This window comes from Flavobacterium sp. RSSA_27 (genome assembly GCF_051547125.1).
GTDB lineage: Bacteria > Bacteroidota > Bacteroidia > Flavobacteriales > Flavobacteriaceae > Flavobacterium.
The window spans coordinates 217,547-233,214 of record NZ_JBPTTN010000003.1 but is presented as its reverse complement, the minus strand read 5'-3'; the positions used below and the strand labels follow the sequence as shown (position 1 = coordinate 233,214).

Sequence of the window (15,668 nt, the reverse complement as noted above, 5' to 3'; positions counted from 1 at the left end):
ATTTAAAAAAATGTTAGCTACTAAAAGCACAAATTACCACTAATTGCCATCGAAATTGATATTGAATAATACGAATACCATCAATTATAATAATTCGTGTCATTAAAGCACATTGTAATTCTTGATTTATTAATGAATTTTATCTAACACTTTTTTTAATCATTGAAAATCAGCGAATCAGTGGTAAACAAAGTTAGCCAAGCTGCCATCAAAGTTTTTCCACTTTCTTGAAATTCATGGCGAAAATTTTATAAGCGAATGTCCTTGTTTTTTGTTAACTAAAGCGAGCCTTCTAATATAATTGCTTATTTTTGCCCGAAATAGCAAAAAATACCGTGGGAAGTAAAAATAAATTAAAAAGGTTCAAAGAAAACGAAACATTTGATAATGTATTTCAACCAACTAGAGAAGAAGTCGTAGGGGAGTTGTTTCCTTTAAAAGGAAAATGGAATACAGAATTTTTCAAAAATGACAATCCATTAGTACTTGAATTAGGTTGCGGAAAAGGAGAGTATTCGGTTGGTTTAGCAGAACGCTATCCCAATAAGAACTTTATTGGTATCGACATTAAAGGGGCTCGTTTTTGGAGAGGTGCTAAAACTGCGTTGGAAACAGGACTACACAATGTGGCTTTCGTAAGAACCCAAATCGAATTGATCAATCACATTTTTGCCGAAAATGAAGTAGACGAAATTTGGATTACCTTTCCCGATCCACAAATCAAATACAAGAGAACCAAGCATCGTATGACGAACTCAGAGTTCTTGCAATTGTATAAAAAAATCCTTAAAAAAGACGGAATAGTCAATCTAAAAACCGATTCAGAATTCATGCATGGCTACACCTTAGGGCTTTTGCATGGTGAAGGACATGAAGTGTTGTATGCCAATCATAATGTGTATAAAAACGAAGGAAGTCCAGAAGAGGTAACAGCCTTTCAAACATTTTATGAAAAACAATATTTAGCTGTAAACAAAGCAATTACATTTGTTCGTTTTAAAATTAAACCCTAAGCAAGGCGATTTAAAGTCAGGCTTCTTTTAGTGATACTATGCATACATTAGGAATTTTTTTTCTTGGGTTTAGTAGTGCCTTCGTTGGAATATCACCACCGGGATTAATTAATATGACCGCGGTAAAAGTTAACCTAAAAGAAGGAAAACGTACAGCTTTGTGGTTTGTTTTTGGCGCTGTTATCATTATTTTTTTTCAAACTTTTTTAGCACTTTTGTTTGCTAGAGTCATTGACAAAAGTCCATCCCTCTTATTGTTGTTAAGAGAAATAGGTTGTGTCATTTTTGCGTTGCTTACGGTTTATTTTCTTTGTATTGCCAAAAGGCCAAAACTCAAAGAGGGAAGCATCAAAAAATACAGTAAAAGCTCTCGATTTTTTCTCGGAATATTGTTGTCTGCCTTGAATTTTTTTCCAATACCTTATTATGTTTTTTTAGGGATTACTTTTGCTTCCTATCAATTGTTTGCCTTTGACAATGTTTCTATAGTTGTATTTAATTTAGGTGTGGTTTCTGGCGCATTTTTGGTCTTTTATGGCTATGTGACTTTTTTTAATAAAATTATTGCCAAAGCCAATTTTTTGATTCAGAATATGAATCGTATTATTGGGACCATTACGGGCATTGTAGCTTTAGTAACTTTTTGGAATATCATGAAGTACTATGGTTTTACCTTTTTTTAGATTGTTATGGAAGAAGCCAATTTTTTTGAGCGTGTTTATGCTGTTGTAAGGCAAATTCCATATGGTAAAGTCACTTCTTATGGTGCTATTGCAAAAGCTCTTGGGACTGCACGATCCGCTCGAATGGTGGGTTGGGCGATGAATGCCTCACACCATCTAGAAGACGTTCCTGCGCACAGAGTTGTAAATAGCAAAGGATTGTTAACCGGAAAGCTCCACTTCGACGGAACCCATTTGATGCAGCAATTATTAGAAAGTGAAGGGATTGAAGTGAAAAACAATCAAATTGTAAACTTTGAATCTCATTTTTGGCAACCAAAGACGGTATAATTAAGTGAACTACTACTTTTGATGTGGTTCTAACACTTTTTTTGGATATTTTTTGTGTCATAACTTTGTCTATTTCCATATCAATTTTTTCAATTCAATCGTAAGAGATTCCATTAATTTCCTAGTATCTTTGCAATTCAGAATCAGTCTTATTAAAGTTAGATATTGGAATAAATTTTTTAAAATGAAATTAGATAGAAAAGAAATAATAAAAGCATTAGAAACCATTACTATAGCTGGAGAAGGAAAAAACATGGTAGAGAGTGGTGCCATTGCAAACGTTGTCACTTTTGGCGATGAAGTAGTAATTGATCTAGTATTGCATACACCAGCCATGCATATTAAAAAAAGAGCAGAGGAAGATATTAAAAAAACAATATTGGAAAAAATTTCTACTGAAGCCAAAATCAAAATTAACAGTAAAGTTGAGGTGTCAGACAAACCAGAAATTAAAGGCAAGGCCATTCCGGGTATCAAAAACATAATCGCTGTTGCCTCTGGAAAAGGAGGGGTTGGAAAATCTACGGTAACGGCTAACTTAGCGGTTTCCTTGGCTAAAATGGGATTTAGTGTGGGAGTTTTAGATGCCGATATTTACGGTCCATCCATGCCTATCATGTTTGATGTTGAAAACGAGAAGCCAATTTCTATTGAAGTTGATGGAAAATCAAAAATGAAACCTATCGAGAGTTATGAAGTAAAAATGCTTTCGATTGGATTCTTTACCTCGCCAAGTCAAGCTGTAATCTGGAGAGGACCGATGGCCTCTAAAGCCTTGAACCAAATGATTTTTGATGCCAACTGGGGAGAATTGGATTTTATGCTAATCGATTTGCCTCCTGGAACCGGTGATATTCATTTGTCAATCATGCAATCGCTGCCTGTCACTGGAGCAGTTGTTGTGAGCACCCCACAAGCAGTAGCTTTGGCTGATGCAAGAAAAGGGGTAGCCATGTTTCTTTCAGAAGCGATTAATGTTCCGGTTTTGGGAATTATTGAAAACATGGCTTATTTTACGCCTGAAGAGCTTCCTGAAAATAAATACTATATTTTTGGTAAAGAAGGAGCTCGTAATTTAGCTACAGATTTAAATGTGCCCTTCTTGGGAGAAGTGCCACTAATACAATCCATTCGTGAAGCGGGCGATTATGGACGACCAGCAGCTTTACAAACCAATTCTATTATTGGATCTGTTTTCGAAACTATTACTCGAAATGTAGTACAAGAAACTGTAAACAGAAATGAGCATTTGCCGGCAACTGAAGCTATTAAAATTACAACCATGGCAGGTTGCTCAGCCGTAAAAAAATAATAAATAAATTTAACCTTCAGGAGTTTTCTCCGAAGGTTGAAAGATTAAAAAATTGAGTATGACAACAGCAGAATTAACCGAGAATGTAAGTAAAGCATTAGATGAAATTAGACCATTTCTTAAATCGGATGGTGGCGACATAACACTTATTTCAATCGAAGATGACAAACACGTTAAAGTGCGACTCGAAGGCGCTTGTACTAGCTGTAGTGTTAATCAAATGACACTTCGTGCGGGTGTAGAAACAACCATCAAAAAATTTGCACCACAAATTGAGACTGTAGTCAATGTGATGAAATAGTTTTTCAGGAAAATACTATTTTAAGTTCTTTGTTTATATAAAATTTTGAAGTGTTATTGTCATAATTTAGACAATAGGTTGTTTTTGGGAATTCAATAAATATAACGATATAGCTATAAATTCTTATTGAATTTGTTTTTCAGGTTGTTTTTTTTCTATTTTTATTAGAAAAATACGCAAATATTTCATTTTTATTTTCTTTCTTTATTTAATAAAAAAATTAAATTTGAGATAGCAACCATAAAAAATAACCAATTATGAAAAAACACTACTTTTTATTTATATTGTTTATGTCATTATGTAATGGCTATGCACAAGAACTTATTCAAGAAGCTGAAGTATCAAAAGCCTATGTAGGAAATGGTGAAGAATGGCAAAATACATCATTTAAAACACCAGTTACAATATTCTCCAATCGATTAGGTTTTTTAAAAATTTCTGGAGCAGAATTTTTAATCGATTTAAGTGGAGACAAGGCAAAATTAGAGGCTAATACAGCCTATGAGACTGCTGAATTAACCAATCAAGAATTGGTGAGCTCCAAAAGTGAAAAAAATGGGTTAGTTAGTACAACCTATAAAGGTAAATTAGTTTTTAAAACCTTTGATGGGGTTTATGCTCCAGATGTTACAGTGGTGTATACTATCAATCAAGCCGATATCCTTCGTTTGAAAATAAATAATTTCAAAAACAGTAAACAATATATTTTGGACCTCGAGGTCAAATAAAACGGAAAAGAATTAATTAATGGATGTTTTAATAAAGATTAAAGATAGAGAAGGGGTTGTACACGAATTACAAGCGCCAACCGATATGGCAATGAACATTATGGAATTGTGCAAAGCCTACGAGTTGCCAGTTGAAGGCACTTGTGGAGGCATGGCCATGTGTGCTTCCTGTCAATGTTATGTACTCAATGATGTGGAGCTACCGCCAATGAGTGATGATGAAGAAGCCATGCTGTCCGAAGCCTTTTATGTAAAATCCAATAGTCGTTTAGGTTGTCAAATTCCAATAACCGAAAGTCTTGATGGATTGGAATTAGAATTGGCTCCAGAAAATTAAATGGTAAAGCCTTGTCATATGATAGGGCTTTTATTTTTGAACAATTACACTAGCCTTTGGTGCAATCCTATCCACAAATAAGGAATACGCCTTTTCCGAAGGATGAAGTCCATCGATAGCTACTAAATAGGTTTCTTTTAGTCCTTGTCTGCTGATGTCGGTGATATCGATAAAAGTAACGCCATTGGCATCGCAATACCTTTTAGCAAATGCGTTATAGCGATCAATTTCGGTTGAGATTTTTGTAGGACTTCCAAATTGTTGGCCAAATGGCGTGAAGGCATAATCAGGAATGGAAACTACAATAACATTTTCCTTAAAACCCTTGGCTATAGAGATGGCTGTTTGTACCAATTGGGGGAACTCACGTTCATAAATTCCAAATTCCCTATTTTGAAATTGATTGTTGACGCCTATAAGTAGGGTTACCAAGTTGTAATCTGTAGTGGGTTGCTGTTCTTTAATAGCATTGATTAAATTAGAAGTAGTCCAACCTGTTTGTGCTATGATTTTTAAGTCAACCGATAATCCAGGAATTGTGGTTTCTAATTTTTTCTTTAGTTGCTCTGGGAAACGACAAGTTACACATACACTTTGGCCAATGGTATAACTGTCTCCAAGTGCGAGATAAGAAACTTTCTTGCTCGCGGGTTGTGGCTGAGGAGAAGGTGCAGGGGTAGTTTCGGGTTGAGGAGCAAGTGTTGTGTTTTCATTAGAACATTGGCTGAAAACAACAATAGTAAACGATAAAACGAATAGCTGAAAAGTTTTTGTTATTTTGCTAATAAAAGTCTTCATCGTTTGTTTATTAAGTAATTTCCATTTTGAATTTCAATTATTCTTTGGGTTTTTCCTAAAGTCAATTTTTTGCCCAACTATTTTGAATTGGTGTAACCAATTAATGTAATTTTTTATAAAATTAAAAAAGCTTCCTGTTACCAAGAAGCTTCTATAATTGATTTTATCAATACTTTAATACTTGTTTATCTTATTTAAAAGCAGCAATTCCAGTGATGTCCATTCCAGTAATTAATAAATGAATATCGTGGGTACCCTCGTAGGTAATTACGGATTCTAAATTCATCATGTGTCTCATAATAGAGTATTCTCCTGTAATTCCCATTCCACCTAGCATTTGTCTGGCTTCTCTTGCAATATGGATGGCCATATCCACATTATTTCTTTTGGCCATAGAGATTTGAGCCGAAGTCGCTCTGCCTTCATTCCTCAAGACGCCTAATCTCCATGTTAACAATTGCGCTTTGGTGATTTCAGTAATCATTTCAGCCAATTTTTTTTGTTGCAATTGGGTTCCTGCAATAGGTTTGTCAAATTGAATGCGCTCTTTGGCATAACGCAAAGCCGTATCATAACAATCCATAGCTGCGCCAATGGCACCCCAAGCAATTCCGTAACGAGCAGAATCAAGACAACCCAGAGGTGCGCCTAATCCTGATTTGTTTGGCAACAAGTTTTCTTTTGGAACTTTTACATTATCAAAAATCAATTCTCCCGTAGCTGAAGCTCTCAAAGACCATTTGTTATGCGTTTCTGGAGTGGTAAATCCTTCCATGCCACGCTCTACGATTAAACCGTGAATTCGTCCTTCTTCATTTTTTGCCCAAACTACAGCAATGTCTGCAAAAGGTGCGTTAGAAATCCACATTTTGGCACCATTTAATAAATAATGATCACCTTTATCTTTAAAGTTGGTGGTCATTCCGCCAGGGTTTGAACCGTGGTCAGGTTCCGTCAATCCAAAACAGCCCATGAATTCTCCAGTAGCTAGTTTGGGTAGGTATTTCATGCGTTGTTCCTCGTTACCGTATTTCCAAATGGGATACATTACCAAAGAAGATTGTACAGATGAAGTAGAACGCACGCCAGAATCACCACGTTCAATTTCTTGCATGATGAGTCCGTAGGATATTTGATCCAATCCCGCACCACCATATTCAACAGGAATGTAGGGGCCAAAACCGCCAATTTCTCCCAAGCCTTTGATGATTTGTTTTGGAAATTCTGCTTTTTGAGCATAGTCTTCTATGATAGGGGATACTTCTCTTTTTACCCAAGCTCTTGCTGCGTCACGCACTAACTTGTGTTCTTCGGTTAATAAATCGTCAAGATTATAGTAATCAGGAGATTGAAATAAGTCTGGTTTCATGGTTCGAAAATTTTATGGCAACAAATCTACATAAAGAAATATAACAAAACTACTTAAAAATGTTATAATTTTAAAAAAGCGAAGTATTTTTAATATTTTTTGAAGATGAACATAAACTTACATCTTAATTTCGAATTGAAAGAGTCACTAGGAGAAAAATCATTGCTCATTAACTAAGTAACAAAGTCAAGCAACTACATCTTCAAATAAAAATCCTTAGTCAAGGCAGTATATTCCTGGGTGTAAATGTGTCTTGCGGTTTCGATAACCAATTCGTCAATTGGTAAATCAGTAGTTTCAGTTCGGCTAAAAGCCAGTAAGCTACGTTTGATTTCTGTAGTAGGTGTTCCTTTGACACGTGTTATTTTCAAAGGATACAATTCGAATTCGTTGGCCAAAGCCATAAAGTTTTCTTCTTCTTTAAAGGGAATAATGACGGCAAAAATTCCGTTTTCAGTAAGCAATAAATCTGCCGCTTCGAGTAATTGCTCAAAGGGCATCGCGTCTTGAAATCGGGCTAAGTCGCGTGATTCATTTTCAGTTTTGTAATCTTCGGAATAGAAAGGAGGGTTGGAAACAATCAAATCATATTGCTGCGCCAGTTCGCTATCGCTCGGGTCATCTTCGGGTTCTTCTATAAATTCGTCCAAACCGGCATGAAAACAGAACAAACGATCGTTCCAAGGTGAATTTTCGAAATTATCTGTCGCTTGTTCGTAAGCGGCTTCGTCTATTTCTAGAGCGTCAATTTGCTGTGCTGCGCTTCTTTGTGCCAACATCAAAGCGATGATGCCAGTTCCAGTGCCGATGTCTAAAATGCTGAAAGGATGATTGTCAATAGGAGTCCAAGCGCCCAATAAAACACCATCGGTACCAATTTTCATAGCGCAACGGTCTTGTTCAATAGCAAATTGTTTGAATTGGAATTTAGACATAACGATTTCAGATTTTTGAACTACTGAATACTAAAAACTGTAGACTGAGTACTTCGATTAAAGGTACATCTCAATCAATCCCTCAGGCAAATCCATAATGATTTTTTTGTTTTCTCGGTCTACTTTTACCAAGAAATGGTCAATCATTGGAATTAAGATTTCGGCGTCGCCCTTAAGTACTTCAAATAAAGGTTGTGCTGTAGTGTCGTTGATAGATTGAATTTCTCCAACGTATCCTAGACGTTTGTCTTCTACTTCAAAACCAATTACTTCGTGAAAATAGAATTTGTTTCCGCTCAACTTGGGTAACATTTTTAGAGGAAGGTATAGGTCGCATCCAAGCAGTGCATCGGCTTGTTCCTCGGTAGTAATATCCTCAAAGCGGATGCGCAGAAAGTCGTTTTTGTGAAGCGAACTACTTTCAATAAAAAAAGGAACCAAGTGTTTGTTGTGATCAACAAACACTGATTCCAAGTTTTCGTATAACTCAGGTTCATCCGTGTCTAAATAAGCTAGGACTTCCCCTTTGAAACTAAATTTTTTAGCGATTTTACCTAAATAGAAACAGTCCTCTTTACGCATTGTCGCTTGTTAAAATTAAGCCTCAGTTGTTTCGTTATTCTCTTCTGCAGCTGGAGCTTCTTCAGCTTCAACTTCAGCAACTTCTTCAGCAGGAGTTGCAGCAGCAATAGCGTCAGCTTCAGCTTTAGCAGCAGCAGCTAAACGTTTTGCATTTACTTCTTGTTCTGCTTTCAAAGCTTTTGCTTTTTCAGCAGCTTGAGCTTTAGTCAAACCTTCTTTTTTAGCATCAACTTTTCCAGCTTTAGCTTCTAACCAAGCAGCTAATTTTGCATCTGCTTGTTCTTGAGTTAAAGCTCCTTTACGGATTCCTCCATCAAGGTGGTGTTTCAATAAAGCACCTTTGTAAGAAAGAATTGCTCTCGCAGTATCAGTTGGTTGAGCACCATTGTGCAACCATTTCACTGCACTATCCAAATTTAATTCGATAGTAGCTGGGTTAGTGTTTGGATTGTAAGTACCGATTTTCTCTAAGTATTTACCATCTCTTTTTGAGCGAGCATCTGCTGCTACAACCCAGTAAAAAGGTTTTTGTTTTTTACCGTGTCTTTGTAATCTAATTTTTACTGACATAATCTTGTGATTAAATTTTGAGGTACACGACCTCGATTAATTAAGGGTGCAAAGATACATTTTTTATTTAAAAAAACTAAAACGAACTTATATTATTAAGAGATAGAATTTTAGAGGGGGATGGCGCAATATTTTTTGGAGCTAGCAAGTAAAAAAAACAATAGATTTGTATTCTAAATTCAATGAATCGTAGTAGATGAGAAAAGTACTGATTGTTTTCGTTTTGGGTCTATTGGCAAGCTCCTGTGTTGATGATGTTGTTTTCAATAACCCGTCAATTCAAGGACTAAAAAATGGTGTTTTTTGGCGGTCATTACAAAATGGTGCGACACTATTGCAAGATGGTTCAATTGTAATTGAAGCTTCAACATTAAAAGAAAAATTAAGCTTGCATTTGTCATCAACTGAAGTTAAAACATTTGTGCTAGACAATAATAGAGCTGATTATGCCTCCTTTTATTCTCGTGAAAACACTCCAGAAATCACCTATTATACTGCAAACGGAAAAGGTACTGGGAAAATTAGTGTCACCGAATACGATACTACCAATAGGACTATTAGCGGTACCTTTAAATTTATTATTCCTATAAGCACTGGTGATGCTACTACCCAAAAAGAATTTTATTTTTCGCAAGGTGTTTTTTACAAAGTCCCAGTGGTTTTAGAAGCACCAATAAGCACGAAATAGACTGGCTTTTAATAGGGTAAGGGCTTTTTGAGATGCTTCCCTTTTCATAATTATAACTTAAATGTTTTGTTATATAGTAGTTTAGAATAAAATAAGACTACATTTGTCACATTATTTAAATAAGTACATATGAACATTTTTGTTGGAAGTCTTCCATTCAGTATTGAGGAAGCAGATTTAAGAGAGTCTTTCGAAGCTTACGGAGCAGTAGATTCAGTTAAAATTATAACGGATAAATTTACTGGTAGAAGTAAAGGTTTTGGTTTCGTAGAGATGCCAAACGACGCGGAAGCTCAAAAAGCAATTGACGAATTAAACGGAGCTACCGTTCAAGGACGTGCAATTGTGGTAAACAAATCTGAGCCAAAACCAGAAGGCGAAAGAAGAAGTTTCAACAACAACCGTGGTGGTGATTCACGCGGAGGTTACGGAAACAACCGCGGTGGTGGTGACAGAGGAGGAAGATATTAATATTTTTTTCTAGTATAAAAAAAGGGAACAATTGAAAAATTGTTCCCTTTTTTGTTGTTCAAAATTTTGAACTATAAGTAATGAAGTGTTATAAATTGGCCACTAACCAATCACCTACTTCGCTAGTTTTATAGGCTTTACTTCCTTTTGCAGCTAAGTCTTCGGTAACAATACCTTCTTCTAAAGATTTGTTGACTACGGCTCTTATAGCTTGCGCTTCTTCTTTTAATCCAAAGGCATCTTCAAACATCATTGCGGCAGATAAAACGGTGGCTAATGGATTGGCAATATTCAAACCTGTAGCTTGTGGGTACGACCCGTGAATAGGTTCGTATAATGAAGTGTGTTCTCCAACAGAAGCTGATGGCATTAATCCCATAGAGCCTGAAATTACTGAAGCTTCATCGGTTAATATGTCTCCAAATAAATTTTCAGTAATTAATACGTCATAAGAGTTGGGCCATTGCACCAAACGCATAGCGACTGCATCAACAAATTCATAACTCACTTCTACTTCTGGATAGTCTTTGGCCATAGCTTGAACCGTTTCTCTCCAAAGGCGAGAGGTTTCTAAAACATTGGCTTTGTCTACACAACATAATTTCTTAGAACGCGTCATCGCTAACTCGAAACCTTTTTTAGCCAAACGTTGTACTTCAGCTCTGGTGTATACACAATTGTCAAAAGCAGTTTCTCCATCATCTCTTCTTCCTTTTTCGCCAAAATAAATTCCACCAGTAAGTTCTCTCAAGAAAACCAAATCTGTTCCTTCGATACGCTCTCTTTTTAAAGGAGAATTGTCAATCAATGAAGGAAAAGTAAACGTTGGACGTACATTGGCAAATAATCCTAATTTTTTACGCATTAAAAGCAAACCTTGCTCAGGACGAACGGGAGCGCTTGGGTCATTATCGTATTTTGGGTGTCCGATGGCGCCAAACAAAACCGCATCGGCTTTCATACATATTTCGTGTGTTTCGTCTGGGTAAGGAACGCCAACAGCATCTATGGCACAAGCACCTGTTAAGGCTGGTGTCCAAGTGATGTCGTGATTGAATTTTTTGGCAATGGCATCAGCTACTTTTACGGCTTCGTTGATGACTTCTGGTCCGATGCCGTCTCCGGCTAAAAGGGCTATGTTTAATTTCATTGTTTTTTATTTTTAAGTTTCTAAGAATCTGAGAAGCTAAGTTTCTAAGGTTTTTTCAAAAAATTAGTAACTTAGTATGGTATTAATTTTTTTTAGTTTCAAAGATTCTAAGTCTGTTTTTGAAAACTTAGAAGCTTAGATTCTAAGTGGCTTTTTAATGGATTACATTCAACATTTTTTGCGTAGCTACAATGGCTGCCACAGTTTGGTCGGAGTCTAATCCTCGTGTTTTGAATTCTTTTCCGTTGGCTGTCCAGGTGATAACCGTTTCACACAAAGCATCGGAGCTACTTCCTGGAGGTATTCTTACGGCATAGTCGATGAGCTTAGGTAAAGTCATTTTTTTGCTTTTGTAAATTTTATTAAGGGCATTCATAAAAGCATCAAATTGTCCGTCTCCTTGTGCGTTTTCTTCGATTACTTCTCCATCAATTTTAAGACAAAGTGTGGTTGAAGGGCGCATACCTTTGGCATGAACCAAAACATAGGATTGCACCACAACCCTTTCTTGATACGACTGACTGTCCAAAACATCAGAAATGATATAAGGCAAATCTTCTTTGGTTACTGTTTCTTTTTTGTCACCCAATTCGATGATGCGTTGCGTAACGAGTTTTAAATCCTCTGCATTAAGTTGTAGCCCTAGCTCTTGAAGGTTTTTTTCGATATTGGCTTTGCCTGATGTTTTTCCAAGCGCATATTTTCGTTTTCTTCCAAAACGCTCTGGCAATAAGTCGTTGAAATAGAGATTGTTTTTGTTGTCTCCATCAGCATGAATACCAGCGGTTTGAGTAAAAACATTATCTCCAACTATGGGTTTGTTCGCCGGAATTCTATATCCAGTAAAAGTTTCTACAAGTTTGCTAACTGAGTATAGAGAAGTTTCTTTGATATTGATTTTTACTTGAGGTAAAAAATCATTGATAACGGCAACGGTACTCTCCAAAGGAGCATTTCCGGCGCGTTCTCCCATTCCATTTACAGTTACGTGTAAACCGCTGATTCCTGCTTTTATGGCTTCCATAACATTGGCTACACTAAGGTCATAATCGTTGTGAGCGTGAAAATCAAAGTGAATGTCAGGGTATTTTTGTGTAATCTTAGAAATAAATTCAAAAGTATCCGAAGGAATTAGAACGCCCAAGGTGTCGGGTAGTAAAATTCTTTTTACGGGTTGTTGTGTAATGAAATCCAGATATTGAAACACATAATCAGGAGAATTGCGCATACCGTTGCTCCAATCTTCTAGATAAACATTTGTGGCAATTCCGTTTTGATTTGCGAGTTCGATTGCTTGTGCAATTTCTGCAAAATGCTGTTCAGGTGTTTTTTTTAATTGGTGGGTTAAGTGGTTTAAAGAACCTTTGGTTAACAAATTTTGAACTTTGGCTCCAGCTTTTTTCATCCATTCAATAGAAATTCCTCCATCAACAAATGATAAAACTTCTATTCTATCGGTATAGCCTTTGATAGCCGCCCAATCCATAATACCTTTCACGCCTTGAAATTCTCCTTCACTCACGCGTGCCGATGCAATTTCGATGCGATCAATGTGTAATTCTTCTAATAATAATTGAGCAATGGTTAGTTTTTCTGCAGCCGAAAACGACACGCCCGAAGTTTGTTCTCCGTCGCGCAAGGTTGTATCCATTATTTCAATCTTTTTCTGTTCCATTGGGGAATTATTTTCGGATTAAAGTATCCTTTTTTTATTTAAAGCGAATCCTATATCATTTTAGAAACGATATAGGACAGTACTATTGGGTTGTAAGTAACTTAAGGTTCTATATCAATTGTTTACTCGCAAAATCAACAATTTCTTCTTTGATATTGATTAGATAGTCGATGTCATCAAAACCATTAATCATGTTGTTCTTTTTATATCCGTTGATGTCAAAAGATTCTTTTTGACCAGTAGATATTAAAGTAATGGTTTGTTCAGGTAAATTGATTTCTAGTTCTGTTTTTGGATTTGCTTCTATTGCTTTAAAAATAGTATCAGCAAATTCTGGACTTACTTGCACTGGTAAAACCCCAATATTTAAACAGTTTCCTTTGAAAATATCTGCAAAGAAACTTGAAACTACGGCTCTAAATCCGTAATCATAAACTGCCCAAGCAGCGTGCTCTCTTGAAGACCCAGAACCGAAGTTTTTCCCTCCAATTAAGATTTTTCCAGAATAAGTAGCATCGTTTAAAACGAAATCGGCTTTTGGGGTATCGTCTCCATTATATCTCCAGTCACGGAAAAGATTGTCGCCAAAACCTTCACGTTTTGTAGCTTTCAAGAAACGAGCTGGTATGATTTGATCTGTGTCTACGTTTTCTATCGGTAGTGGCACTGCACTGCTGGTTAGTATAGTAAATTTATCGTATGCCATGGTAATTTTAGATTTTAGATTAACGATTTTAGATTGTTGATTTATGTGTAGAAATCAAATCTTGTCCGCTAATTTTGTAGTAAATATATTGTAAAAAGTCATTGTGATGAAGAATTTAGTTTTCCAACGAAATCTGACTCGAGCGCTAGCGAACAGGCGAAGCAAATCAAAAATCGTTAATCTACATTCTTAAATCATTAAATCTCTAGGATCTGTCAGTTTTCCAGTAACAGCAGCAGCAGCTGCCATAATTGGGCTAGCCAATAGCGTTCTTGAACCAGGACCTTGACGGCCTTCAAAGTTTCTGTTAGAAGTACTTACGGCATATTTTCCAGCTGGAACTTTATCGTCGTTCATGGCTAAACAAGCCGAACAGCCTGGCTGACGCAATACAAAACCTGCTTCGGTTAAAATATCTAAAAGTCCTTCTTCTTTGATTTGTGCTTCAACAACATGTGAACCAGGTACTAACCAAGCCGTAACATTATCTGCTTTTTTGCGGCCTTTAACGATTTCTGTAAAAGCTCTAAAATCTTCTATACGGCCATTAGTACAGCTTCCTAAGAAAACATAATCGATTGTTTTACCAATCATCGTATCAGCTTCATTGAAGCCCATATATGCCAAAGATTTTTTGTAGGTTTCTTCGCCACCTTCTACTTGGTCTGCACTTGGAATAGATGCAGAAATTCCAATTCCCATTCCAGGATTGGTTCCATAAGTAATCATTGGTTCGATATCAGCGGCATCAATAGTTAATTCTGCATCGAAAACTGCATCAACATCCGTTTTCAATGTTTTCCAGTATTCAACTGCTTTCGTCCAAGCTTCTCCTTTTGGAGCATATAGTCTGCCTTCAAGAAAATCAAAAGTAGTTTGGTCTGGAGCTATCATACCTCCACGAGCACCCATTTCGATACTTAAATTACAAACGGTCATTCGGCCTTCCATTGACATTTCTTCAAAAACATTTCCAGCATATTCAACAAAGTAGCCTGTTCCTCCAGAAGTTGTTAGTTTTGAAATAATATACAAAGCCACGTCTTTTGGTCCTACACCTTTACTCAATTTTCCGTTTACGTTGATACGCATTTTTTTAGGTTTCGGTTGCATAATGCATTGTGTAGAAAGCACCATTTCTACCTCTGAAGTTCCGATACCAAAAGCAATGGCTCCAAATGCACCGTGAGTTGAAGTATGTGAGTCACCACAAACAATAGTAGCACCTGGTAAAGTAATTCCGTTTTCAGGTCCTACCACGTGAACAATTCCATTTTTTTGGTGTCCTAAGCCCCAATGGGAAATACCATATTCTGTAGCGTTATCTTCTAATGCTTTCAATTGATTGGCAGATAGAGGGTCTTCTACTGGTAAATGTTGGTTTATTGTTGGGGTGTTGTGATCGGCAGTGGCAAAAGTACGTTCTGGATATAATACCTTAACGCCTCTGGCTTTTAAACCTAAAAAAGCTACGGGACTAGTCACTTCGTGAATGAAATGACGGTCAATAAAGAACACGTCTGGTCCATCCTCAATTTTGCGCACCACGTGCGAATCCCATACTTTGTCGAATAATGTAGTACTCATTGTTAACTATTTTTTTAAGTGTATTGGTCTTTTTTGTTGGGTTGCTACCCAAAAAGTATAACTTGGAAGGCAAATGTAGCAAACGAATAAAAAGTGTCAATTTTGAAATTTCATTATATACGATACCCAAATTCTTTTTCTACGGCAGATTAGAATTAAAAAAAATCTTTTTTAAGGAAAAAGTTGGATTGGTTTTACTATTCATTTGAAAAGAGCGAACATCTTTTTTTAAAATTAAAATCCTTTTTAGAAATGGTAATTTTGTTGTGTTATTTTTAAAACAAACCATTTTTTCAATGATTTCACTACGTTTTTTCTATCTAATTCTTGTTTTTTGATTAAAAATAGTCAACAAGTTGTTGTTTTTGCATCTAATGAAAATGCTGCTATTTAGAAGTAAAATTGATAAAATGAGTTCTTTAAAACACTTTTT

At 36.2% G+C, this 15,668-nt stretch carries 18 protein-coding genes; 9 read left to right on the top strand and 9 right to left on the bottom strand.

The window, feature by feature from the left end:
* The first annotated feature begins 335 nt into the window (after positions 1-335).
* From trmB to ACSVH5_RS05930, 7 genes are all read left to right on the top strand, one after another.
* Complete coding sequence (gene trmB, locus ACSVH5_RS05960) at positions 336-1,013, top strand: tRNA (guanosine(46)-N7)-methyltransferase TrmB (RefSeq protein WP_438060621.1); 678 nt, start codon at positions 336-338, stop codon at positions 1,011-1,013.
* A gap of 38 nt (positions 1,014-1,051) precedes the next feature.
* Positions 1,052-1,696, top strand: coding sequence for a LysE family translocator (locus tag ACSVH5_RS05955; protein ID WP_438060536.1), 645 nt, complete (start codon positions 1,052-1,054; stop codon positions 1,694-1,696).
* Between the two features lie 6 nt (positions 1,697-1,702).
* A complete protein-coding gene (locus ACSVH5_RS05950; protein ID WP_438060535.1) occupies positions 1,703-2,026 on the top strand; it encodes an MGMT family protein in 324 nt (107 codons plus the stop codon).
* A gap of 184 nt (positions 2,027-2,210) precedes the next feature.
* On the top strand, positions 2,211-3,338 hold the full coding sequence (locus ACSVH5_RS05945; RefSeq protein WP_438060534.1) for a P-loop NTPase: 1,128 nt from the start codon (positions 2,211-2,213) through the stop codon (positions 3,336-3,338).
* Positions 3,339-3,396: 58 nt separating this feature from the next.
* The gene (locus ACSVH5_RS05940) at positions 3,397-3,639 is read left to right on the top strand and encodes a NifU family protein (protein ID WP_438060533.1); all 243 of its coding nucleotides are present in this window, start codon (positions 3,397-3,399) and stop codon (positions 3,637-3,639) included.
* Positions 3,640-3,896: 257 nt separating this feature from the next.
* Positions 3,897-4,367, top strand: a complete 471-nt coding sequence (locus ACSVH5_RS05935; RefSeq protein ID WP_438060532.1) for a hypothetical protein — start codon at positions 3,897-3,899, stop codon at positions 4,365-4,367.
* Between the two features lie 19 nt (positions 4,368-4,386).
* Entirely contained in the window at positions 4,387-4,704 is a 318-nt protein-coding gene (locus tag ACSVH5_RS05930; RefSeq protein ID WP_438060531.1) for a 2Fe-2S iron-sulfur cluster-binding protein, read from the top strand.
* 30 nt (positions 4,705-4,734) lie between these two features.
* Here ACSVH5_RS05930 and ACSVH5_RS05925 read toward each other — a convergent pair whose 3' ends face one another.
* From ACSVH5_RS05925 to ACSVH5_RS05905, 5 genes are all read right to left on the bottom strand, one after another.
* Positions 4,735-5,502, bottom strand: a complete 768-nt coding sequence (locus ACSVH5_RS05925) for an SGNH/GDSL hydrolase family protein (protein ID WP_438060530.1) — start codon at positions 5,500-5,502, stop codon at positions 4,735-4,737.
* Between the two features lie 190 nt (positions 5,503-5,692).
* Complete coding sequence (locus ACSVH5_RS05920) at positions 5,693-6,871, bottom strand: acyl-CoA dehydrogenase family protein (RefSeq protein WP_064715446.1); 1,179 nt, start codon at positions 6,869-6,871, stop codon at positions 5,693-5,695.
* 194 nt (positions 6,872-7,065) lie between these two features.
* Positions 7,066-7,806, bottom strand: coding sequence for a tRNA1(Val) (adenine(37)-N6)-methyltransferase (locus ACSVH5_RS05915; protein WP_438060529.1), 741 nt, complete (start codon positions 7,804-7,806; stop codon positions 7,066-7,068).
* Between the two features lie 57 nt (positions 7,807-7,863).
* Positions 7,864-8,388, bottom strand: a complete 525-nt coding sequence (gene rimM, locus ACSVH5_RS05910; protein WP_438060528.1) for a ribosome maturation factor RimM — start codon at positions 8,386-8,388, stop codon at positions 7,864-7,866.
* Between the two features lie 15 nt (positions 8,389-8,403).
* Complete coding sequence (locus tag ACSVH5_RS05905) at positions 8,404-8,958, bottom strand: 30S ribosomal protein S16 (RefSeq protein ID WP_438060527.1); 555 nt, start codon at positions 8,956-8,958, stop codon at positions 8,404-8,406.
* A gap of 196 nt (positions 8,959-9,154) precedes the next feature.
* On the opposite strand from ACSVH5_RS05905, the gene ACSVH5_RS05900 reads away from it, so the two are divergent.
* Positions 9,155-9,646: a DUF6252 family protein gene (locus ACSVH5_RS05900; RefSeq protein WP_438060526.1), complete on the top strand. Its 492-nt coding sequence runs from the start codon at positions 9,155-9,157 to the stop codon at positions 9,644-9,646.
* A gap of 129 nt (positions 9,647-9,775) precedes the next feature.
* The gene (locus ACSVH5_RS05895; RefSeq protein ID WP_064715451.1) at positions 9,776-10,117 is read left to right on the top strand and encodes an RNA recognition motif domain-containing protein; all 342 of its coding nucleotides are present in this window, start codon (positions 9,776-9,778) and stop codon (positions 10,115-10,117) included.
* Between the two features lie 88 nt (positions 10,118-10,205).
* Here the strand turns inward: ACSVH5_RS05895 and leuB are convergent, their stop codons facing one another.
* The 4 genes from leuB to leuC form a co-directional block, all read right to left on the bottom strand.
* Positions 10,206-11,267: a 3-isopropylmalate dehydrogenase gene (gene leuB, locus ACSVH5_RS05890; RefSeq protein WP_438060525.1), complete on the bottom strand. Its 1,062-nt coding sequence runs from the start codon at positions 11,265-11,267 to the stop codon at positions 10,206-10,208.
* A gap of 154 nt (positions 11,268-11,421) precedes the next feature.
* Positions 11,422-12,942: an alpha-isopropylmalate synthase regulatory domain-containing protein gene (locus ACSVH5_RS05885; protein WP_438060524.1), complete on the bottom strand. Its 1,521-nt coding sequence runs from the start codon at positions 12,940-12,942 to the stop codon at positions 11,422-11,424.
* A gap of 109 nt (positions 12,943-13,051) precedes the next feature.
* Entirely contained in the window at positions 13,052-13,648 is a 597-nt protein-coding gene (gene leuD / locus ACSVH5_RS05880; RefSeq protein WP_438060523.1) for a 3-isopropylmalate dehydratase small subunit, read from the bottom strand.
* Between the two features lie 189 nt (positions 13,649-13,837).
* On the bottom strand, positions 13,838-15,235 hold the full coding sequence (gene leuC, locus ACSVH5_RS05875) for a 3-isopropylmalate dehydratase large subunit (RefSeq protein ID WP_438060522.1): 1,398 nt from the start codon (positions 15,233-15,235) through the stop codon (positions 13,838-13,840).
* Positions 15,236-15,668 lie beyond the last annotated feature (433 nt).